Source organism: Streptomyces sp. SP17BM10, from assembly GCF_036322405.1.
GTDB lineage: Bacteria > Actinomycetota > Actinomycetes > Streptomycetales > Streptomycetaceae > Kitasatospora.
This window is the reverse complement of the sequence record NZ_JAQYXB010000343.1, coordinates 34,383-55,179: the sequence shown is the minus strand read 5'-3', so window position 1 is coordinate 55,179 and position 20,797 is coordinate 34,383. Positions and strand designations below refer to the sequence as shown.

General features: G+C 74.4%; 16 protein-coding genes. 13 read left to right on the top strand and 3 right to left on the bottom strand.

Translation table 11 applies throughout. From position 1 onward, the window contains the following. Positions 1-560: 560 nt before the first annotated feature. The 7 genes from PUR71_RS02605 to PUR71_RS02575 all read left to right on the top strand — a co-directional run bounded on the left by PUR71_RS02605 (position 561) and on the right by PUR71_RS02575 (position 10,326). A complete protein-coding gene (locus PUR71_RS02605; RefSeq protein WP_329924651.1) occupies positions 561-2,651 on the top strand; it encodes a glycogen debranching N-terminal domain-containing protein in 2,091 nt (696 codons plus the stop codon). Between the two features lie 81 nt (positions 2,652-2,732). Next, on the top strand, positions 2,733-3,491 hold the full coding sequence (locus PUR71_RS02600; RefSeq protein ID WP_329924650.1) for an NUDIX hydrolase: 759 nt from the start codon (positions 2,733-2,735) through the stop codon (positions 3,489-3,491). Positions 3,492-3,681: 190 nt separating this feature from the next. Next, on the top strand, positions 3,682-5,175 hold the full coding sequence (locus PUR71_RS02595; protein ID WP_329924649.1) for an ATP-binding cassette domain-containing protein: 1,494 nt from the start codon (positions 3,682-3,684) through the stop codon (positions 5,173-5,175). Between the two features lie 3 nt (positions 5,176-5,178). After that, positions 5,179-6,084 carry a hypothetical protein gene (locus PUR71_RS02590; RefSeq protein ID WP_329924648.1) on the top strand — a complete coding sequence of 302 codons (906 nt, stop codon included), beginning with the start codon at positions 5,179-5,181 and terminating at the stop codon, positions 6,082-6,084. Positions 6,085-6,246: 162 nt separating this feature from the next. Further along, positions 6,247-7,125, top strand: a complete 879-nt coding sequence (locus PUR71_RS02585; RefSeq protein WP_329924647.1) for a FadR/GntR family transcriptional regulator — start codon at positions 6,247-6,249, stop codon at positions 7,123-7,125. 427 nt (positions 7,126-7,552) lie between these two features. Beyond that, a complete protein-coding gene (locus PUR71_RS02580) occupies positions 7,553-9,208 on the top strand; it encodes an RNA polymerase sigma factor (RefSeq protein WP_329924646.1) in 1,656 nt (551 codons plus the stop codon). A gap of 323 nt (positions 9,209-9,531) precedes the next feature. Further along, positions 9,532-10,326: a S1 family peptidase gene (locus tag PUR71_RS02575; protein ID WP_443077328.1), complete on the top strand. Its 795-nt coding sequence runs from the start codon at positions 9,532-9,534 to the stop codon at positions 10,324-10,326. 175 nt (positions 10,327-10,501) lie between these two features. On the opposite strand, the gene PUR71_RS02570 is transcribed toward PUR71_RS02575, so the two are convergent. Next, complete coding sequence (locus tag PUR71_RS02570) at positions 10,502-10,735, bottom strand: DUF7455 domain-containing protein (RefSeq protein ID WP_329924644.1); 234 nt, start codon at positions 10,733-10,735, stop codon at positions 10,502-10,504. A 540-nt stretch (positions 10,736-11,275) separates the two neighbouring features. Between PUR71_RS02570 and PUR71_RS02565 the strand changes: the two genes are divergently transcribed. The 6 genes from PUR71_RS02565 to PUR71_RS02540 all read left to right on the top strand — a co-directional run bounded on the left by PUR71_RS02565 (position 11,276) and on the right by PUR71_RS02540 (position 18,327). Next, on the top strand, positions 11,276-13,387 hold the full coding sequence (locus tag PUR71_RS02565) for a DNA gyrase/topoisomerase IV subunit B (RefSeq protein WP_329924643.1): 2,112 nt from the start codon (positions 11,276-11,278) through the stop codon (positions 13,385-13,387). A gap of 165 nt (positions 13,388-13,552) precedes the next feature. After that, positions 13,553-14,038 (top strand): DUF1453 domain-containing protein, encoded by a 486-nt coding sequence (locus PUR71_RS02560; protein WP_329924642.1) that lies wholly within the window; start codon positions 13,553-13,555, stop codon positions 14,036-14,038. 38 nt (positions 14,039-14,076) lie between these two features. After that, on the top strand, positions 14,077-15,261 hold the full coding sequence (locus PUR71_RS02555; protein ID WP_329924641.1) for a sensor histidine kinase: 1,185 nt from the start codon (positions 14,077-14,079) through the stop codon (positions 15,259-15,261). After that, positions 15,258-15,974 carry a response regulator transcription factor gene (locus PUR71_RS02550; RefSeq protein WP_329924640.1) on the top strand — a complete coding sequence of 239 codons (717 nt, stop codon included), beginning with the start codon at positions 15,258-15,260 and terminating at the stop codon, positions 15,972-15,974. Before PUR71_RS02555 ends, PUR71_RS02550 begins: the two co-directional genes overlap by 4 nt. A gap of 125 nt (positions 15,975-16,099) precedes the next feature. Next, positions 16,100-16,651, top strand: coding sequence for a DUF485 domain-containing protein (locus tag PUR71_RS02545; RefSeq protein ID WP_329924639.1), 552 nt, complete (start codon positions 16,100-16,102; stop codon positions 16,649-16,651). Beyond that, a complete protein-coding gene (locus tag PUR71_RS02540; RefSeq protein WP_329924638.1) occupies positions 16,648-18,327 on the top strand; it encodes a solute symporter family protein in 1,680 nt (559 codons plus the stop codon). The genes PUR71_RS02545 and PUR71_RS02540 overlap by 4 nt, the downstream gene beginning before the upstream one ends. Positions 18,328-18,380: 53 nt before the next feature. On the opposite strand, the gene PUR71_RS02535 is transcribed toward PUR71_RS02540, so the two are convergent. Both PUR71_RS02535 and PUR71_RS02530 read right to left on the bottom strand, forming a co-directional pair. Continuing rightward, positions 18,381-19,070, bottom strand: coding sequence for a response regulator (locus PUR71_RS02535; RefSeq protein WP_329924637.1), 690 nt, complete (start codon positions 19,068-19,070; stop codon positions 18,381-18,383). Continuing rightward, on the bottom strand, positions 19,070-20,662 hold the full coding sequence (locus tag PUR71_RS02530; RefSeq protein ID WP_329924636.1) for a sensor histidine kinase: 1,593 nt from the start codon (positions 20,660-20,662) through the stop codon (positions 19,070-19,072). Before PUR71_RS02530 ends, PUR71_RS02535 begins: the two co-directional genes overlap by 1 nt. Positions 20,663-20,797 lie beyond the last annotated feature (135 nt).

The window sequence follows — 20,797 nt, the reverse complement described above, 5'->3', positions numbered from 1 at the left end:
CCGTGCTCCTCCCCGGGGCGCGCCCGGGACCGGCCGCCGCCGGGGTCGCGCGGTACGTCGCCGGGGTCGCGGTGACGGCCCGACACCGACCGTCCGGGCGCGGCGCGGCGGGTGCGCCGGAGCCCCGGGGCTCCGGCGGGGCGTGACCTGGGGCCGGTGTGCGGCGTTGAATCTGGGGGCCCTGTGCGCGCACCGCGGCGGGACCCGCGCCCCGGCGCCGCGGGCCCCGGACCGCGAGCGGCCGTACACGGCACCGCGACCGGCTGCTGCGCGCGGGTGGCGGAACGGGGCGCCGGGCCACGAGGGGCGCCACCGGTCCACCGGTGCGCGAGGCCTGACGGCGGGCCGGGCACACCGACGTGCCCGGCGCGACGACCGGGCGCGCGGTGCCGGCCCGGTACCGCGCACCGCATGGCACGACCCGGCGCCGGGTACGGCCAGACACGGCAAAACCGCCGACGGGACACCCCGCCGGCCCGGCACCATCAGCACGCGATCGAGCATGCTCGCGGCCCACCGGCCTGACCCGGCCACCGGACCGCCGAGGGGAGGAGAGTCCGGTGACCGCCATAAGGCCGCCCCAGGCCGCGCCGGCCGAGAGCGTGGTCGGCGCGCCGCGACCGGTCGGCCGTGCCGACCAGGTCCCGGCCGGCCCGCCCCGGCCGCAGCCCGCCGCCGTCCACCACGCGGTGCTCTGCGTCAAGGCTCCCGGGATGGCCGCCTCCGGAGCGGACGGCCAGCTGCGCGGGCACGGGCTGCACGGCTTCTACCGCAACGGCGTCCGGGTCGTCGCACGGATGGAGCTGCGCCTCGGCGGCATGGAGCCGGTGCCCCTCCAGGGCGCCCAGACGAGCGCCGCGGAGGCCCGGTTCCTCGGCGCCGTCCGCCTCCCCGGCGACCTCGACCCGGACCCGGCGCTCACCGTGGAGCGGCTGCGCCACGCGGACGGCGTGGAGACGGTGATCGTGCGCAACGCCGGCTCCCGGCCCGCGCGGCTCCCGCTGGAGATCGCGCTCGGCACCGACCTCGGCCCGGTCGGCGAGATCGCCGCCGGGCACCGCCCGCCGGACCTGCCGGGCCAGGTGCAGTCCGCGGGTCTGCGCTGGGCCGGTCCCGCGCACAGCGCGGTGGTGTCCGCGAAGCCGTCCCCGCACGCCGTCCTCGCCGGCGCCGGGGTGCTCCGCTGGGACCTGGAGGTGCAGCCCGGCGCCCGCTGGTCGGTCGAGCTGCGCGCCGAGCTGGAGAGCACGGTGCCCGGCGCGCGTCCGCCGGGCGGCCGCGGCACGGGCGTCCCGCTGCCCTGGTCCGAACCCGAGGTCCGCGCCGACGACGACCGGGCGGCGCTGCTGGTCACCCGCTCCCTCGACGCCCTCGGCGGCCTGCTCTTCTGCGACCCGGACCGCCCGACCGACCTCTACTCGGCCTCCGGTGCGCCCTGGCGCTTCGTCCTCGCCCCGGCCGACGCGCTGTGGGCCGCCCGGCTGACCCTCCCGCTCGGCACCCGGCTCGCCGCCGGCACCCTGCGGGCGCTGGCCCGGCGCCAGCAGCTCGCCCCGGCGCCCGGCCGCACCGAGGGGCTGCTGCCCGGCGCGCTGCGGCACGGTGGTCCCGAGCTCCCGCCCACCTGCACCGCGACCGAGGCCACCCTGCTGTTCGTCACGGTGCTGGCCGAGGCCTGGCGCTGGGGCCTGCCCAGGACCGAGGTCGCCGACCTGCTCCCGGCCGCCGAACGGGCCCTCGGGGCCCTGCGCGACGGCCTGGTCGACGGCTTCGTCACCGACCTGAGCCGTCCGGCCGAGGACCGCGCCGCCCACCCGGTGGCCGCCCGCGCCGAGGTCCAGGCCCAGGCGCACCGCGCCGCCCTGCACGGCGCCGAGCTCCTGGAGGCCTTCGGCCGCGCTGGCGCCGAGGAGTGGCGCGCGTGGGCCGCCGGGCTTCGCGGGCGGTTCCGCGAGCGGTTCTGGATCGACGACCTCTCCGGCGGGCGCCCCGCCGCGGGTCTCGCCCCGGGCGGGCAGCCGCTCCCGGCCGTCGCCTCCTCCTTCGTCCACCTGCTCGACACCGGCCTGGCGGTCGACGGCGGCCGCCACGAGAGCCTGCTGGACCGCGAGCAGACGCGGCTGCTCGCCCAGCGCCTCGTGGCGCCGGAGCTGGACAGCGGCTGGGGCCTGCGCACCCTGAGCGCCAAGTCGCCCCGCTTCAACCCGCTGGGCCACCGGGGCGGCACCGTGCGCGTGCACGAGACCGCCCTCGCGATCGCCGGGCTCGCCGAGGCCGGCCACGAGAACGAGGCCGGCACCCTGCTGGAGGGCCTGCTCGCCGCGGCCACCCACTTCGAGGGCCGCGTGCCCGAGATGTACGCCGGCGAGCAGCGCATCCCGGGCTGCCCGCCCGTCCCGCACCCGGCCGCGTGCCGTCCGGCGGCGCTCTCGGCCGCCGGGGCCGCCCACGCGGTCTTCGCCCTCGCCGGGGTCCGCCCGGACGTCCCCGGCGGCCGGGTCAAGGTCCGCCCGGCGAGCACGGCCCCGCTCGGCGAGCTGGAACTGACCAACCTGCGGGTGGCCGGAGAGCGCTTCTCCGTCCGGGTGAGCCGCATCGGCGTGGCCATGGTCGAGGAGGCGCCCGCGGACCTCCAGCTCGTGGCGCGCTGACCGGGGCCCGTCCGCGAGCCCCGGGCACGGGTTGTACACGGGCCTGTGCTTATCGTCAGAGAGACGACTATGATCGTCGCCATGTCGCGCTATGACCCGTCGGCCTTCCCCCCGTTCGCAGTCACGGTTGACCTGGTGGTGCTGACGGTGCGCGACCACGAACTGTGCGCCCTCCTGGTGAGACGGGGCGAGCCTCCGTTCCAGGGGTACTGGGCGCTGCCCGGCGGGTTCGTGCGGCCGGATGAAGGCCTGGCCGAGGCGGCCTCCCGCGAGCTCGCCGAGGAGACCGGGCTGCGGGCGCACTCCGCGCCCGGGCACGACGCCGTCGGCCCCGGCGCGGCCGGTGCCCACCTGGAACAGCTGGCCACCTACGGCCACCCGCAGCGCGACCCCCGGATGCGGGTGGTCAGCGTCGCCTACCTGGTCCTCGCGCCCGACCTGCCCACGCCGCGGGCCGGCGGCGACGCCAGCAGCGCCCGCTGGGCGCCGGTCGCCGAACTGCTCGGGAAGAGCCCGGCCGACGGGGTCCCGCTCGCCTTCGACCACGGACTGATCCTGGCCGACGGGGTCGAGCGAGCCCGCTCCAAGATCGAGTACTCCTCGCTCGCCACCGCCTTCTGTCCGGCCGAGTTCACCGTCGGCGAGCTGCGGAGGGTCTACGAGGCCGTCTGGGGCGTGGTCCTGGACCCGCGGAACTTCCACCGCAAGGTCACCGGCACCCCGGGCTTCCTGCTGCCCTCCGGTGGCACGACGACCCGTCAGGGCGGCCGCCCGGCCCAGCTGTTCACCGCGGGCGGCGCGACGGTGCTCAACCCGCCCATGCTCCGCCCGGAGTCCTGACGCCGCGCGCTCGCGTGCCCCCCGGACCGCTCCGACCGGCCGACCGGGGAATCGCAGGATCGGATTGTCCCCTGATCGGGTGAGGCGGGCGGCCCGCGGGCCCGCGCCGCTCCCGTAATGCCCGGAATCTCCTCCGCCGACCCCTAATGTGCTGGCGCGGGGCCGGTCGAGGGCATGGGAGCAGGCAGCGATGATCCAGATCACCGGACTGACCAAGGTCCGCGGCAAGGGCGCTCCGCCGGTCTTGCTGGACCTGACCTTCGACGCCAGACCCGGCCTCGTGACGGCGCTGCTCGGCCCCGAGGGCGCCGGCAAGTCCACCGCGCTGCGGCTGATGGTCGAACTCGAACGAGGCCAGGGGGTCACGCTCTTCCACGGCCGCACCTACCGCCGCCTGCGCCGCCCCGAGCGCGAGGTCGGCGTGCTGTTGCAGGGGCGGGGGGAGGGGCACTCGGCCGTGGCCGGACACCCGGGCCGCACGGCGCGCGGTCAGCTGCGGATGCTCGCCGCGGCCGTCGGCGTGCCCACCCGGCGCGCCGACGAACTGCTGGAGCAGACCCGGCTGGCCACCGTCGCCGGGCAGCGGCTGCGCACCTTCTCGCCCGGCATGCACCGGCGGCTGGCGCTCGCGGCCGCGCTGCTGGGCGACCCCGGCACGCTGCTCCTCGACGCCCCGACCGACGGACTGTCCCCGCGCAACGTGGAGTGGTTCCACGCCTTCCTCCGGTCCTTCGCCGTCGCGGGCGGGACGGTCCTGGTGACCACCCGCACCCCGCAGGAGGCGTCGCAGCTGGCCGACCGCGTGATCACGCTGGACCGCGGCAGGCTGGTGGCCGACCAGCCCGTGGCCGAGTTCCGCCGCACCCGGCTCAGCCCCGAAGTGGCCGTCCGCGGGCCGCAGATGGCGCGCCTCGCCGACCTCCTGGCCAGCCAGGGCGCCCAGGTGCGCCGGGACGGCGGCGCCGGTCTCGCCGTGGCCGGCATCGGGCGCACCGAGATCGGCGAACTCGCCTACCGGCACGGCATCCTGCTGCACGAGCTGGCGGACCGCGTGGTCGAGCAGCCCGCCCCGAAGGCCGTCCTGCCGGCCGCCTCGGGCCGCTCCGGCCAGATCCACGTCCAGCCGAAGCCCGCCGACGGGCGCAAGCCCGCCACGCGGCCCCAGGCGTCCGTCGAGCCGGCCGAGCAGGGTGGGCCGACCGAGGTGGTCGAACAAGCCGAACCCCAGGGCGACGCCGCCCTGCCGACCCGCGCCCTGCCCACCGCCCACCTGCCCACCGCCCACCTGCCCGCCGCCTCCGCCGCCTCCGTCACCTCCGTCACCTCCGTCACCTCCGTGGCGACCGCCCTCTCCGCCCTCGCCGTCGCCGGGGCCACCCGTGAGCGGTCGGCCGAGCCCCCGCCCACGGGTGGCCCCTCGGACGCGTACACCCGCTCCGACGAGTGCGACTCCGCGCACGAGCCCGCAGCGGAGCCCGTGCGCTCCGGGCTCGTGCCCAAGCCCGATCTCCGTTCCGCCGACGGCTCCGCGACGACCGTGGCCGTGGACCGGCCCTTCCGGACCGGGCCCGCGGCTCCGGCCGCCCTGCTGTCGGACGACACCGTCCGGCTCGGCCGCGTGACGTCCGAGGCGGCCCCCTCCATTTCCGCTACCGCCACCCCCGACGACCTCCGGAGCGAGTGAACCGTGCGCGTCCTGGCCTACGAGCTGCGCCGGCTGCGCGGCCTCCGTTCCACCTGGCTGCTCCTCGCCGCCGTGTTGCTCTGCGACGCCGTCGTGGCCGCCGTCCTGGCGAGCCAGCGGCCGGAGGGCCCGCTGCCCGGCCCGGCCGGGGTGCGGCTGCTCACCGCGGCCTTCCCGCTGTTGCCGCTGCCGTTCGCGGCCCTGGGGGCCGGGGTGCTGGGCGCCGTCGCGTACGGCCACGAGGTGCGCTTCCCGGGGCTGCCGGCCGCGTGCGTGTCGTACCCGCGCCGGGTGCGGATGCTGGTGGCCAAGTTGCTGGTGATCGGCCCGGTGGCGGCCCTGCTGGCGCTGGCCACCCTGCTGGTCGACACGGCGGCCGTGCACCTCGCGCTGCCCGCCGGGGTGACGGTCGCGGCCTGGGCGGACCCGTCCGCGCTGTCCGGGCGGGTGGCAGGGGCGCTGGCCTCCGCCGGGCTGTCCGGGCTCGCCGACCTGCCGGGAGCGTTCGGGCCGGTGGCCCTGGTCGCCGGGCACGGGGTGCCGGGCGCACTGCTGGCCTTCGTCCTGCTGACGGTCGTGGCGGGCTGGACCGGCGTCCTGACGGCCTCGCTCACCCGCAGTGCCGTCGCCGGCGTGCTCGTGCTGTGCGCGCTGCCGCCACTGCTGGAGTCGGGCGTGGCGCTGGTGCTGCGGCAGACCGGCACGCCCTGGCCCACCCGGGCGGCCGAACTGCTGCCGTTCCAGTCCGGCGTCGAATGGGCGTACGGGTGGGTTTACGGCGGCGACCGGCGGGTGGCGCCCGGGGGCACCGCGCTGACGGACCCGGCGCTCCTCGCGGCGGTGGCCGCCCCGGCGGCCGTCCTGCTGGCGGCGGCGCTGGTGGTCCAGTCCCGGCGCCGCGCGCTGTGATCCCCGGGCCGCCGTCCCGAACCACCAAGATCGACCAGCAGTGACCGCAATGCGCGGTTCTTCCTGATAAGAAGTCAATTATCCAGTCACGGCCGATCACCCTTTCGTGTGCTTTTCACGAGAATTCTCAAGCTGCGCCCGCCGATCGCCGACAAAGGACCTGTGAGTACCCTTGCGCACCCCACCATGACCCCCGCCCGTTCCGCCGACGGGCCCATCCACGGCCCCGGCGACCTGGACCGCTTCTCGTACGCCGACCGGCCGACCCCGCCGGCGCCCCGTTGGGAGGGCGCCGAGTCCGAGCTCGGCCGGGTCGGCCGCAAGACCACCAGCAGCCGCGGTCGAGGTCTGCACGGCCAGCTGGTCCAGCAGCTCGGTCAGATGATCGTCTCCGGCGACCTCGGCGCCGACCGCCCGCTGGTGCCCGAGGAGATCGGCCAGCGCTTCGAGGTCTCCCGCACGGTCGTCCGCGAGTCGCTGCGCGTGCTGGAGGCCAAGGGCCTGGTCAGCGCCCGGCCGAACGTCGGCACCCGGGTCCGTCCGGTCGGCGACTGGAACCTGCTCGACCCGGACATCATCGAGTGGCGCGCCTTCGGTCCCCAGCGGGACGAGCAGCGCCGGGAGCTCTTCGAGCTGCGCTGGGCCATCGAGCCGCTGGCCGCCCGGCTGGCCGCCGGCCACGGCCGCGAGGACGTCCAGCAGCGCCTGGTCGAGCTGGTCGAGATCATGGGCCACGCCGCCGCCCAGGCCGACCACTCGACCTACACCAGGGCCGACGCCGAGCTGCACGGCCTCGTGCTGCAGATGGCCGGGAACCGGATGCTGGAGCACCTCTCGGGGATCGTCTCCTGCGCCCTCCAGGTCTCGGGCGGCCCGACGACCGCCTGCGAACGCCCCTCGGAGGCCTCGGTCAGCCTGCACTCCCGGCTGGTGGACGCGCTCGGCACCGGCGACGGCACCGCGGGCGAGGCCGCGATGCGGGCGCTGCTCACCGTCCACCCCGAGATCGAGCCGTCCGTCCCGGCTCCCCGGGAGCACTGAACGGTCTGGTTCGGGACGCCCGCCGACAGCCCTCCGGTCGCACCGCCAGGTGTAGCCGGAGGGCCGTTCCGCGAGATGGGCAGGGGGCTTTCCGGGGGGTGAGCATGTCCATGGCGTCAGGTTGCGGCGCGAGTGCGCGATGATGGAGTCCGGCCCCGGGCCGCGGGCGCCCGAGCGGTGTGACCCGCGACACGAAGGCCATGCGTAACACTTGACGAGTAGCAGCGATGTGTCCTGAGCGGAAGCAGCTCCGGAATTTTCCAGCACGCCACGTGGCTGTGTTGGTCCGCGGCGCTGCTGCCGTCCTGCAAACCCTGTCCTCAAGCCCGAGTCGGTCGGAATCGACACCGCGCGTCCGACGCGCGATTTCCTTCCCCGCCCGCTCGGGCGGCCGGTACGGGTTCGAGTCCACTCATCGTCCGAGAGGTTGTTCGTGTCGGCCAGCACATCCCGTTCGCTTCCCCCCGAGATCGCCGAGTCCGCGGCTCTGCTGGCGCTCATCGAGCGGGGCAAGGCCCAGGGGCAGATCGCCGGTGACGACGTGCGCCAGGCGTTCGAGGCGGACCAGATCCCGGTCACCAAGTGGAAGAACGTCATGCGCAGCCTCAATCAGGTGCTGATTGAGGAGGGGGTGGACCTCATGGTGAGCGCGGCCGAGCCGGCCGGCGCCAAGCGCAAGAGCGTTGCCGCCAAGAGCCCCGCGAAGCGCACCGCCACCAAGGCTGTCACCACCCGGACCCCGGCCGCGCCGTCGGCCCCGACCAAGCCGCCCGTGCGCATCGCGCCCGGCGCCCCCGTCGCGGCCCCGGCCGTGGCGGCCGCCGCCGCGCCCGCGCCGACCGTGTCCGCCGAGATCACCGCAGCGGAGACGACCACGGTCGTCACCGAGGTGAAGGCCGCTCCGGCGAAGAAGGCCGCCCCGGCCAAGAAGGCCGTGGCCAAGAAGGCCGCCGCGCCGGCCAAGAAGACCGCCGCCAAGAAGACCACCGCGGCCAAGAGCGCCAAGGGCGGCGAGGAGGAGATCCTCGGCGAGGAGGAGCTGCTCGAGGACGTCGCCCTGCCCGGGGACAAGGCCGAGACCGAGGCCACCGGTCCCGAGGAGGAGTCGGAGGGCTTCGTCCTCTCCGACGACGACGAGGACGACGCGCCGGCCCAGCAGGTCGCGGTCGCCGGTGCCACCGCCGACCCGGTCAAGGACTACCTGAAGCAGATCGGCAAGGTCCCGCTGCTCAACGCCGAGCAGGAGGTCGAGCTCGCCAAGCGCATCGAGGCCGGCCTGTTCGCCGAGGACAAGCTCTCGGCCGCCGACAAGCTCGCCCCCAAGCTCAAGCGCGAGCTGGAGATCATCGCCGAGGACGGTCGCCGCGCCAAGAACCACCTGCTGGAGGCCAACCTCCGCCTCGTGGTCTCGCTGGCCAAGCGCTACACCGGCCGCGGCATGCTCTTCCTGGACCTGATCCAGGAGGGCAACCTCGGTCTGATCCGCGCGGTCGAGAAGTTCGACTACACCAAGGGCTACAAGTTCTCCACCTACGCCACGTGGTGGATCCGCCAGGCGATCACCCGCGCCATGGCCGACCAGGCCCGCACCATCCGCATCCCGGTGCACATGGTCGAGGTCATCAACAAGCTGGCCCGCGTCCAGCGTCAGATGCTCCAGGACCTGGGCCGCGAGCCCACCCCGGAGGAGCTGGCCAAGGAACTCGACATGACCCCCGAGAAGGTCATCGAGGTCCAGAAGTACGGCCGCGAGCCGATCTCGCTGCACACCCCGCTCGGCGAGGACGGCGACAGCGAGTTCGGTGACCTCATCGAGGACTCCGAGGCGGTCGTGCCGGCCGACGCGGTCTCCTTCACCCTCCTCCAGGAGCAGCTGCACTCGGTGCTGGACACCCTGTCCGAGCGCGAGGCCGGCGTCGTCTCGATGCGCTTCGGCCTGACGGACGGCCAGCCGAAGACCCTCGACGAGATCGGCAAGGTGTACGGGGTCACCCGTGAGCGCATCCGCCAGATCGAGTCGAAGACCATGTCGAAGCTGCGCCACCCGTCGCGGTCCCAGGTGCTGCGCGACTACCTGGACTGATCCGACGCCGCGCGGGAACCCTGCCGCGCACGCACTCCCGAGAAGGCCCGGAGCCCCATGGCTCCGGGCCTTCTCGGCCGTCCGGAGGGGGTTCGTCACCGTCCGAGTGGTGCTTGTCGCTCGTCCGGGTGGCCGTCCTGCGGGAAGCGGTCGCACAGTGTAGCCGTTCACCTACGCTGTGCCGGTTGCCTGCTGCCGAGCCACCTGGAGAAACGGTGCTGCCCAACCCGGACCGCGCGGACCTGACGACCGCCGCCCCGCCCCCGGCGACCCCGGCCGCCGCCCGTCCGGGCCGCCGAAGGCGCGCCGCGGTACTGGCGCTGCTGGTGGCCGTGCCCGTCCCGCTGGCGGCCTTCGGTGCCGCCGCGCCCGCCGAGGCCCAGCGCCGGGTGGTGGGCGGTGAGGTGGCGAACACCGCGGACCACCCCTGGATGGTGGCGCTGTCCAGCCGCCAGCAGTTCGGGTCCGGGCGCTCCGGGCAGTTCTGCGGGGGAGCCCTCGTGACCCCGACCAAGGTCGTGACGGCCGCGCACTGCTTCTTCGACGAGCCCAAGGGCGTCCGGGTGGACCGGCCCGGCCTCAAGGTGATCGTCGGCCGGGACGACATGCGCGGCACGGCCGGGCGCGAGGTGCCGGTCAGGAAGATCTGGATCCACCCCGACTACAGCTGGGCCGCCAACATGAACGACGTGGCCGTGGTCACGCTCGGCGAGTCCCAGGGCTCGCGGCCGGTGATCGACCTGCTCAACCAGGGCGAGACCGAGCCGTACGCGGCCGGGACCAGGGCACAGGTGTACGGCTGGGGCGACACCACCGGCCACGGCGACTACTCGGCCCCGCTGCGCATGGTGGACGTGCCCGTCGTCGCGGACTCGGTGTGCGCGCGCGACTACCCGGGCGGGCAGGACGGGAAGTTCGACGCCCGGGCGATGGTGTGCGCGGGCGAGGAGGAGCAGGGCGGCAAGGACGCCTGCCAGGGGGACAGCGGCGGGCCGCTGGTCATCGGCGGGCGGCTGGCCGGCCTGGTGTCCTGGGGGACGGGCTGCGCCGAGGCGCATCACCCAGGGGTGTACACGAGGATCGCCGCCCTCTCGGACGCGGTGCATTCGGCGCTGTGACGTCGCAAAGTGACCGCGCGATCACGTTCTGACGTGACGTCGGAAGGGGCGGGCGCCTCGGGGAACAGCAGAGCCGGGCGACCGGCCCCGAAGGGGGTGGTCGCCCGGCCCACCGGTCGCGCTCGGTGCGCGACCGGACACACAGCTCGACGCTGGCTGCTGGTGGCGCCCGGGATCAGCGCTCGTCGTCGGCGGTCGCCGCGGCGGTGGTGCTGCTCAGGCGGCCGCTCTCGTCCTGTATCTCAACGGCGATCTTCTTGAGCTCCGGCTCGAACTTCCGGCCGTGGTGGGCGCAGAAGAGCAGCTCTCCGCCGCTGGCGAGTACGACGCGCAGGTAGGCCTGGGCGCCGCAGCGGTCGCAGCGGTCAGCCGCGGTCAGCGGGCTCGCAGGTGTCAGAACAGTAGTCACGTCGCCTCTTCTCTAGCTCGACGAGCTGTCGTACCAGGGTCAACATCCAACCAGGCCGAAAACGTTCCCGCTCGTGGCTTTTCTTCTCTGAGGATTCTGCTGTGTTGATGAGGACGTGCCCCGGGGGCCGGTGGTTCATGCGTACCGGGATCCCAGGATCCGCCCGTCGCTCGAACGCCCGATCGGGACCGGGTGCGAGGTCCGCGTAGCATAATCCTCTGCCGGGTTGGAGCATAAGCCCCGTCCCAGGCCCCGGTAGCCTGCATAACGGCAGTTCCGGAGCCTGCGCCGGACCCCACGAACCGCCAGGACCGGTGGTACCGGGAGGAGATGGCGCCCCGGAGCCCCGGACCGCGGCCCAGCCCTTGTTCGCGCAGCGCGTACAAGCTGCGCGGGACGGGGCCGCCGTGCTGGGCACCCAGCGGAGGGGTGCGCACACGCCGGGCGACGGCTGTCGGTGCGGCGTGCTGCACTGGCGGACGGTCCGGACGCGTTCCGGATGTGACCCATGAGACAGAACTTCACCGAGGAGAGTGCCGCGTGAGTGCCGAAACGACCGTGCCGTCCGCACTGCTGGCCGGTGACGACGGCTCCAACTACACCGCTCGGCACCTGCTCGTCCTGGAGGGGCTGGAGGCGGTCCGCAAGCGCCCCGGCATGTACATCGGCTCGACCGACAGCCGCGGCCTGATGCACTGCCTGTGGGAGATCATCGACAACTCGGTGGACGAGGCCCTGGGCGGCCACTGCGACCGCATCGAGGTCCTCCTGCACCCCGACTCCTCGGTCGAGGTCCGCGACAACGGGCGCGGCATCCCGGTCGACGTCGAGCCCAAGACCGGGCTGTCCGGCGTCGAGGTCGTCATGACCAAGCTGCACGCCGGCGGCAAGTTCGGCGGCGGCTCCTACGCGGCCTCCGGCGGCCTGCACGGCGTCGGCGCCTCCGTCGTCAACGCCCTCTCGGCCCGCCTGGACGTCGAGGTCGACCGCGGCGGCCACACCCACGCGATGAGCTTCCGCCGCGGCACCCCCGGCATCTTCACCGAGGCCGGCCCGGACGCGCCCTTCGAGGCCGCCAACGGCATGACCAAGACCCGCAAGGTGCCCAAGACCCGCACCGGCACCCGGATCCGCTACTGGGCCGACCGGCAGATCTTCCTCAAGGACGCCCGCCTCTCCCTGGAGAACCTGCACAACCGGGCCCGGCAGACCGCCTTCCTCGTCCCCGGCCTGACCATCGTCGTGCGTGACGAGCGGCTCACCGAGAGCGAGAAGGTCGAGGAGACGGTCTTCCGCTACGACGGCGGCATCGCCGAGTTCTGCGAGTTCCTGGCCCCCGACAAGCCGGTCTGCGACGTGCTGCGGCTGCGCGGCGAGGGCACCTTCAAGGAGACCGTGCCCGTCCTGGACGAGCTCGGCCACATGACGCCCACCGAGGTCACCCGCCACCTCGGCGTCGACATCGCGCTGCGCTGGGGCGCCGGCTACGACACCACCCTGCGCTCGTTCGTCAACATCATCGCCACCCCCAAGGGCGGCACCCACGTCACCGGGTTCGAGCGCTCGCTCGCCAAGACCGTCAACGAGGTGCTGCGCGCCAGCAAGCTGCTGCGCGTTGCCGAGGACGACATCACCAAGGACGACGCCACCGAGGGCCTGACCGCCGTCGTCACCGTCCGCCTCGCCGAGCCGCAGTTCGAGGGCCAGACCAAGGAGGTGCTCGGGACCTCGGCGGCCAACCGGATCGTCGCCGCCGTCGTCGCCAAGGAGCTCAAGGCCTTCCTCACCTCGGCCAGGAAGGACGACAAGCTGCAGGCCAGGGCCGTCCTGGAGAAGGTCGTCGCCGCGGCCCGCACCCGGGTCGCCGCGCGCCAGCACAAGGAGGCCCAGCGCCGCAAGACCGCGCTGGAGACCAGCTCGCTGCCGGCCAAGCTCGCCGACTGCCGAAGCGACGACGTCGAGCGCAGCGAGCTGTTCATCGTCGAGGGAGACTCCGCGCTCGGCACCGCCAAGCTCGCCCGCAACTCCGAGTTCCAGGCGCTGCTGCCGATCCGCGGCAAGATCCTCAACGTCCAGAAGGCCTCGGTGAGCGACATGCTCAAGAACGCCGAGTGCGCCGCGATCATCCAGGTGATAGGGGCCGGCTCCGGGCGCACCTTCGACATCGACCAGGCCCGCTACGGCCGCGTCATCTTCATGGCCGACGCCGACGTCGACGGTTCGCACATCCGCACCCTGCTGCTGACCCTCTTCCACCGCTACATGCGGCCGATGGTCGAGCAGGGCCGGGTGTTCGCCGCGGTGCCGCCGCTGCACCGCATCGAGCTCACCGCCCCCAAGCGCGGCCAGGAGAAGTACCACTACACCTACTCCGACGCCGAACTGCGCTCCACGCTGCTGGAGTTCCAGCGCAAGGGGATGCGCTGGAAGGAGCCGGTGCAGCGTTACAAGGGCCTCGGCGAGATGGACGCCGACCAGCTGGCCGAGACCACCATGGACCCGCGCCACCGCACGCTGCGCCGGATCAACCTGGGCGACCTGGAGCAGGCCGAGAAGATCTTCGACCTGCTGATGGGCAACGACGTCGCCCCGCGCAAGGAGTTCATCGTGGACTCGGCGGCCACCCTGGACCGCTCCCGCATCGACGCCTGACCCCACCTGACCCGTTCGCTCGCGCGAGGGCCCTCCACCCACGGGTGGAGGGCCCTCGCGCTTGCGCTTCCACCCCCGGTCCACCCCGGCTCCGATCACCGGGCGGCGCCGGATCCGTAGCGTCGGTGAGGTCAGCACACAGCCCCCGTCGGGACGGAGAATCCGATGACCGCCCTCGTCAACATCGTCGTGATCATCGCGGTACTGGTCCTGGTGGTCCAGCGCCAGATGCGCGCGCAGCGCCTGGACACCGAGCGCCGCTTCTGGCTGCTGCCGCTGATCCTCGGGGCGCTCGCGCTGCGCGACCCGCAGCTGATCGACCACGACCACGCTGCGCTCTCCGCCGTCCTGCTCGGCGCCTCCCTCGTCGCGGTGCTCGCCATGGGCTCCGTCTGGGGCTGGACCGTCCGGCTGTGGCGGGCCGCGGACGGCTCGATCTGGGCCAAGGGCACCAGGGCCACCGTCGCCGCCTGGGTGGGCATGATCGCCATCCGCCTCGGCCTGTACGGGATCGGCTCGGCGATGCACGTCCACCAGGCGGGCAGCGCCCTGATGCTCGGCCTCGCGGTCATGCTGCTGGTCCGCTCGCTCGTGGTGAACTGGAGGGCGCGGACCGCCGAGCTGCCCCGGCAGGTCGCCGCGATCGGCTGACCGCGCCGCCGCGCCGCCGCCGCGATCGAGCAGCCGCCGTGTACGACACCCCCGAGGAGGAGCCCGTGACCGGGTACTGGACCCGCTGGCCGTCCCGCGAGGGACTGGAGCGCGAGGCCGAGAGCGGCCCGCGGCGGGTCCTCACCGTGCTCGGCCGGATCGTGATCCTCATCAGCGTCACCTGGGGGACCTTCGCCGACGGTCGCTTCACCGGCTGGGCGGCGGCCGCCGCGGCCGGCGGCCTGGTGGCCATGGTCGGGCTGAGCACCGTCTACCTGAACACCAGCCGGGCGCAGCGGCTCGTGCCCTCGCTCGCCGCGGCCGCCGCCCTGGTGGTCCTCGCCTGGCTGGCCAACTGGGGCCACGCCCTCGTGCTGGCGGACCTCACCTGGCTCGGGCTGGCCGTGATGGCGCTGGTCCGGCTGCCGCCCGCGCCCGCGGTCCTCGTCGCGGTGGCGGCACTTGGCTCGTACACCGCGGCCAGCTGGGCGAGTTGGCTCAGCGTCGTGACGTCGGTCGGCGGGCTCGGGCTCCTCGGCTTCCTGCTGCGGTTGGACATCGAGGCCCGCGGCACCGCCCGCCGCCTGCTCGCGCAGGAGCGGGCCGCCCGGGCCGCCGAGGCGGAGAGCGCGGCGCTCGCCGAACGGGCCAGGATCGCCCGGGAGATCCACGACGTGCTCGCCCACAGCCTCTCCGCGCAGCTCGTCCACCTGGAGGCGGCCCGGCTGATGCTGGACGCCGGCACCGACCGCGAGCAGGTCCGCGAACGCGTCGTCGCCGCCCGGCGGATGGCGCAGGACGGGCTGGCCGAGACCCGGCAGGCGCTGTCCGCGCTGCGCGGCGAACTCACCCCGGTGGGGGACTTCCTGGTCGAACTGACCGGACGCGAACGGGCGGTGCTCAAGGTCGCCGGCACGCCCCGGCCGCTGGCCGCCGAGGCCGCGCTCGCCGTGCGGCGCACCGCCCAGGAGGCGGTGACCAACGTCCGCAAGCACGCGCCCGGAGCCCGGTGCGAGGTCGAACTGCGCTACCTGCCGGACGCGGTGGAGCTGGAGGTGCGCAACTCCGCGTCCCCGCGCGGCGGAGCGTCCGGGGAACTGGCCGCGAGCGGCAGCGGGTACGGTCTGCTGGGGATGCGCGAACGCGCGGAACTGCTCGGCGGCACCCTGCTGGCGGGCCAGGAGGACGGAGGGTGGCGCGTGCTGCTGCGGGTGCCGGCGTGAGCGCGGGAACGACCAGGGTCCTGGTCGCGGACGACCAGACGGTGGTGCGCGAGGGCATCGTGATGCTGCTCGGGCTGCTGCCCGGGATCGAGGTGGTCGGCGCGGCGGCGGACGGGGAGCAGGCCGTCGCCCTGGTGGAGCGGCACCACCCGGACGTGGTGCTGATGGACCTGCGGATGCCGCGCGTCGACGGCGTCGAGGCGACCAGGCGGATCCGGGCGGCGCACCCGGAGACCGAGGTCGTCGTCCTCACCACCTACGCCGACGACGACTCGCTCTTCCCCGCGCTCCGGGCCGGCGCGCGCGGCTACCTCACCAAGGACGCCGGCGGCGAGGAGATCGCCCGGGCCATCGCGGACGTGCGCTCGGGCGCGGCCGGACTCTCGCCGCAGGTCCAACTCCGGCTGCTGGAAAGGCTTTCGGAGGGGCAGAAGGCCTCCCCGGCGAGCCCCGAGCCCGCGCCCGCACCGGCCCCCGCGCAGCCCGCCGCCCGGGGCGCGGAACTGCCCGACGGGCTCACCGCCCGGGAGGCCGAGGTGCTGGCGCTCATCGCCGAGGGCCTCTCCAACACGGAGATCGCCCAGCGGCTGTTCGTCAGCCCGGCCACCGTGAAGACGCACATCAACAACCTCTTCGCGAAGACCGCCGTGCGGGACCGGGCGCAGGCCGTCGCGTACGCCTTCCGGCACGGAATCACCGGTACGCACCAGTAGTCGGATGAGTGTCTGTCGGATCATCGATCACCTCATCGAGTGAACGTATCTGCAATGGTCAAATCCGCTGCTCAGAGGCCCCCATGATGGTTCGGGTCAGAGTGCCCGCCGGTCCAGGAGCAGCAGTGCCACAGCAGCAGACGAGCAGTCCCGGGCAGGGGCAGAGATTCGACTGGTGGGCCGCTCCGGCCACCGCGAGCCCGCCCGCCGCCGGTCGGCCCACCCCGGGCACCCGGTCGGCCGCCACCCGGACGGAGCGCACGGTGCCGACGCAGCCGGTGCCGCCCGTCCCGCCCGCCGCACCGATCGTGCCCGCCGCGGCTCCCGCCGCCGTACCGGCCTCCGTGCCGGCCGGCACCGTGGACAGCACCGAGGTGTACCGGACGGTCCAGGCCAGCGAGGCCTTCCAGGACATCCGGCGCAGCCACCGGTCGTTCGTCTTCCCGGTCAGCAGCGCCTTCCTCGCCTGGTACCTGGCCTACGTCGCCGCCCAGGCCGCCGCCCCCGAGCTGATGCGCACCCCGGTCGCCGGACCGCTCAACATCGCCTGGCTGCTCGGCCTGCTGCAGTTCGCCAGCACCTTCCTGCTCACCTGGCTCTACGCCCGCAACGCCCGCACCAAGCGCGACCGCGCCGCCCTGGGCCTGCGCTGGGACACCCAGGACCAGCTCCGATGACCACCGCGGCGTCGATCGCCACCCCGCCGCCCGTCGCCCCCACCGGCGACCACCACGACCTCGCGATCGTGCTCTTCGCCGTGATCGTCCTGGTCACCCTCGGCATCACCCTGTGGGTCGGACGCCGCGGCAGCGCGGCCGAGGACTTCTACGCCGGCGGCCGGGACTTCACCCCGCTGCAGAACGGCTTCGCGCTCTCCGGCGACTACCTCTCCGCCGCCTCCTTCCTCGGCGTCGCCGGGCTGATCGCCCTCTACGGCTACGACGGCGTGCTCTACAGCATCGGCTTCCTGGTCGCCTGGCTCGTCGTCCTGATGCTCGTCGCCGAACTCGTGCGCAACGCCGGCCGCTACACCCTCGCCGACGTGCTCGCGCTGCGGCTGCGCCGGCGCAAGGTGCGGGCCGCGGCCGGCGGCGCCAGCGTCGTCGTGACGCTGCTGTACCTCGTCGCGCAGATGGTCGGCGCGGGCTCGCTCGTCGCCCTGCTGCTCGGCACCGACAGCGCCTCCGCCAGGACCTGGACCATCGTCGCGGTCGGCGGCCTGATGATCGTCTACGTGACCGTCGGCGGCATGCGGGCCACCACCTGGATCCAGATCGTCAAGGCCTTCCTGCTGATCGCCGGATCGGTGCTGCTGACCGTGCTGCTGATGGTCCACTACCACGGTGACCTCCTCGAGCTGATGCGCCAGGCCGCCGGACACAGCGGCGCCGGCCGGCGCTACCTCGAACCCGGGCTCAAGTACGGCGCGACCTCCACCAGCCGGCTCGACTTCTTCAGCCTCGGCCTCGCGCTCGTGCTCGGCACCGCCGGCCTGCCGCACATCCTGTCCCGCTTCTACACCGTGCCCACCGCACGGGCCGCCCGCCGCTCCACGATGTGGGCGATCGGCCTGGTCGGCGGCTTCTACCTGATGGCCATCGCGCTCGGCCTCGGCGCCACCGCCCTGGTCGGCTCGGCCGAGGTGCGGCACGCCAACTCGGCCGGGAACACCGCCGTGCCGCTGCTCGCCCTGGTGCTCGGCGGCGGCAACGGCAGCACCGGCGGGGTCGTTCTGTTCGCGCTGATCTCCGCGATCGCCTTCGCCACCATCCTCGCCGTCGTCGCCGGCCTCACCCTGGCCTCCTCCGCCGCCTTCGCCCACGACATCTGGGCCGGCGCCTTCCGCGGCTGGTCGCTGCGCCGGCGCACGGACGACGGGGCGCCGCGGCCGGAGGAGCCCGTGAGTGACCGCCAGGAGATCGTCGTCGCCCGGATCGCCGCCGTCGGGATCGGCGCGGCGGCCATCGCGATCAGCCTCTTCGCCCAGCATCTCAACGTCGCCTTCCTGGTCGGCCTGGCCTTCGCCGTCGCCGCCTCCGCCAACCTGCCGGTCCTGCTGTACACGCTGTTCTGGCGGCGCTTCACCGCCCGCGGCGCCGTCTGGTCGGTGTACGGCGGCCTCATCCCGGCCATCGTGCTCGTCACCTTCTCGCCCGTAGTCTCCGGCACCAAGGTCGCGCTCTTCCCCGGCGTCGACTTCCACTGGTTCCCGCTGGAGAACCCCGGCATCGTCTCCATCCCGCTCGGCTTCCTGGCCGGCTGGATCGGGACGCTCACCTCGCCCGAACCGGCCGACTCCGACCGCTTCGCCGAGCTGGAGGTGCGCGCCCTCACCGGTGCGGGCGCCGTCTGAGCCGCACCCCGGGGAACCCCGGCGGGCCTGGGGCCGCCGGGGTTCCCCCGTGCTCAGGACCGGGCCGCCAGACCGTACCGGTGCTCCGGGCGCCCGGTGTCGCCGTAGCGCAGCGTCAGGCGCAGCCGGCTCTCCCGCTCCAACTGCTTGAGGTAGCGCTGCGCCGTCGAACGGCTCAGCCCCGTCCCGTCGGCCACCTCCTGCGCGGACAGCGGCCGGCCCGCCCGGCGCAGCACCCCGAGCACCAGGTCCGTCGTCGGCGCCGAGTGCCCCTTCGGCAGCGCGCCGGCCGGGGACGCGGCACTGCGCAGGGTCGCGAACAGCCGGTCCACCTCCTCCTGGCCCGCCTCCCGCGCCGCCGGACCGGCCAGCGCGTGCCGCAGCTGCGCGTACGCCGTGAGCTTCTCGCGCAGCCCCGCGAAGGTGAACGGCTTGACCAGGTACTGCAGTGCGCCGTGCTGCATCGCCGCGTGCACCGTCGACACGTCCCGGGCGGCCGTCACCATCATCACGTCGCACGCCACCTGCCGCTCCCGCAGCCGGCGCACCAGCGCCAGGCCCGTCTCGTCCGGCAGGTGGTGGTCGAGCAGCAGCAGGTCCACCGGACGGCGCTCCAGCGCCGCCAGCGCCTCCCCGGCCGAGTGCGCCGTGCCCGTCACCCGGAAGCCGGGCACCTTCGCCACGTAGGCGGCGTGCACGTCCGCGACCCGGAAGTCGTCGTCCACCACGAGTACGTCGATCATCACGCCTCCACGAGCCGGGTGGTGAGCAGGGCCTCCGGCAGCTCGACCGTGAACCGGGCGCCGCCCAGCGGCCCCGCGTCGAGCACGATCCGGCCGCCGGTGCGCTCCACCAGCCGCCGCACCATCGCCAGCCCCAGCCCGCGCGGACGGTGCGCGGGCGCGTCCTTGCTGCTCCACCCCTCCTCGAAGACCTGCTCGCGCAGTTCCTCCGGCACGCCCGGGCCGCTGTCCGCGACCTGGAGCAGCAGCGTGGAGCCCGCCGCCGCCAGTGTCACCTCCACCCGGCCGCCCCCGCCCGGCGCCAGCGCGTCCACCGCGTTGTCGACCAGGTTGCCGAGCACCGTCACCAGCGCCCGCGCGTCCACCACCGCGTCCGGCAGGTGCGCCGCCGGGGCCAGCACCAGCCGCACCCCGCGCTCGCCCGCCACCGCGGACTTGCCCGCCAGCAGCGCCGCCACGTGCGGGTCCTGCACCTGCTCGGCGATCCGCGCCGCGACGGCCGCGTGGGAGCCGGACTGCTCCGAGATGAACGCCACCGCCTGCTCGTGGCGGCCCAGCTCCAGCAGTCCCAGCAGCGTGTGCATCCGGTTGGCGTGCTCGTGGTCCTGCGCCCGCAGCGCCTCGGTGAGGCTGCGGGTCGTGTCCAGCTCGCGGACGAGGGACTCCAGCTCGGTGCGGTCGCGCAGCGTCACCACCGCGCCCTCGGCGGTCGCCGTGCGGTTCACGACGAGCACCCGGTCGTCCCGGACGGCGGGCAGGTCCGGGCCGGTGATCCGCCCGGCCAGCACGTCCGCCAGCCGTCCCGGCGGCAGCACCTCGTCGGTGCGGCGGCCGGTGCAGTCCGGCGGCAGGCCCAGCAGGCGCACCGCCTCGTCGTTGGCCAGCCGGATCCGGCCGCGCTCGTCCAGCGCCACCATGCCCTCGCGGATGCCGTGCAGCATCGCCTCCCGCTCCACCAGCAGCGCCGAGATGTCGGCGAGCGCGATGTTGTGCGTCCGGCGCTTGAGCCGCCGGGCCAGCACCAGCGTCGCGACGGTGCCCGCGGCCAGGCCGGCGCCCGCGCACAGCAGGATCCCGGTCAGCATCTTCAGCAGCCGACGGCGGATCGAGTCGTCGCTGATGCCGACCGAGACCTCGCCGACGATCCGCCCGTCCGCGAGCCGCAGCGGCACCTTCCCGCGCGCGGTGCGGCCCAGCGTGCCCTGCTGGATCGCGGTGACGCTGAGCCCGCTGAGGGCGGGCTCCGGGTCGGTGCTGACCCGTTGGCCGATCCGGTCCGGGTCGGTGTGCGAGAGCCGGATCCCGTCCAGGTCGGTGACCACGACGAAGCTCGCGCCGGTGGCCAGGCGGATCTGCTCGGCGTTGCGCTGGACCGTCGCGGAGTCACGGGCGGCGGCGGCCCGGGCGATCACCTCGTCGGTGGCGGTGGCCTGGGCGATGGACAGGGCGCGCTGCATCGCGTCGTGGTCGAGCTCGCTGCTGACCGGGGCGAGGAACAGCCCGGCGGTCACGGCGGTGACACCGACGGTGACGACGGTCTGGCTGAGCAGTAGCTGCGCGAAGACCCGGCGGGGCCAGCGGGGGAGCTTCATCCGGGCCTCCTCTCGGCGGCCGTGGGCGTGTGGGCGGGGACCGGGGCTGGACTGGGGCTGGACTGGGGGTCGGGACACCCTACGTTTCCGGCGTGTTTCTGTCAGCCGCGTCCCCGCAGTTGTAGCGGAAGCAAA

Excerpts from the sequence above, each read along its gene's own strand:
- PUR71_RS02600 (WP_329924650.1), top strand. The coding sequence starts at position 2,733 with ATGTCGCGCTATGACCCGTCGGCCTTCCCCCCGTTCGCAGTCACGGTT.
- PUR71_RS02535 (WP_329924637.1), bottom strand. The coding sequence starts at position 19,070 with ATGATCGACGTACTCGTGGTGGACGACGACTTCCGGGTCGCGGACGTG.
- PUR71_RS02560 (WP_329924642.1), top strand. The coding sequence starts at position 13,553 with ATGACCGCCCTCGTCAACATCGTCGTGATCATCGCGGTACTGGTCCTG.
- PUR71_RS02595 (WP_329924649.1), top strand. The coding sequence starts at position 3,682 with ATGATCCAGATCACCGGACTGACCAAGGTCCGCGGCAAGGGCGCTCCG.
- PUR71_RS02540 (WP_329924638.1), top strand. The coding sequence starts at position 16,648 with ATGACCACCGCGGCGTCGATCGCCACCCCGCCGCCCGTCGCCCCCACC.
- PUR71_RS02530 (WP_329924636.1), bottom strand. The coding sequence starts at position 20,662 with ATGAAGCTCCCCCGCTGGCCCCGCCGGGTCTTCGCGCAGCTACTGCTC.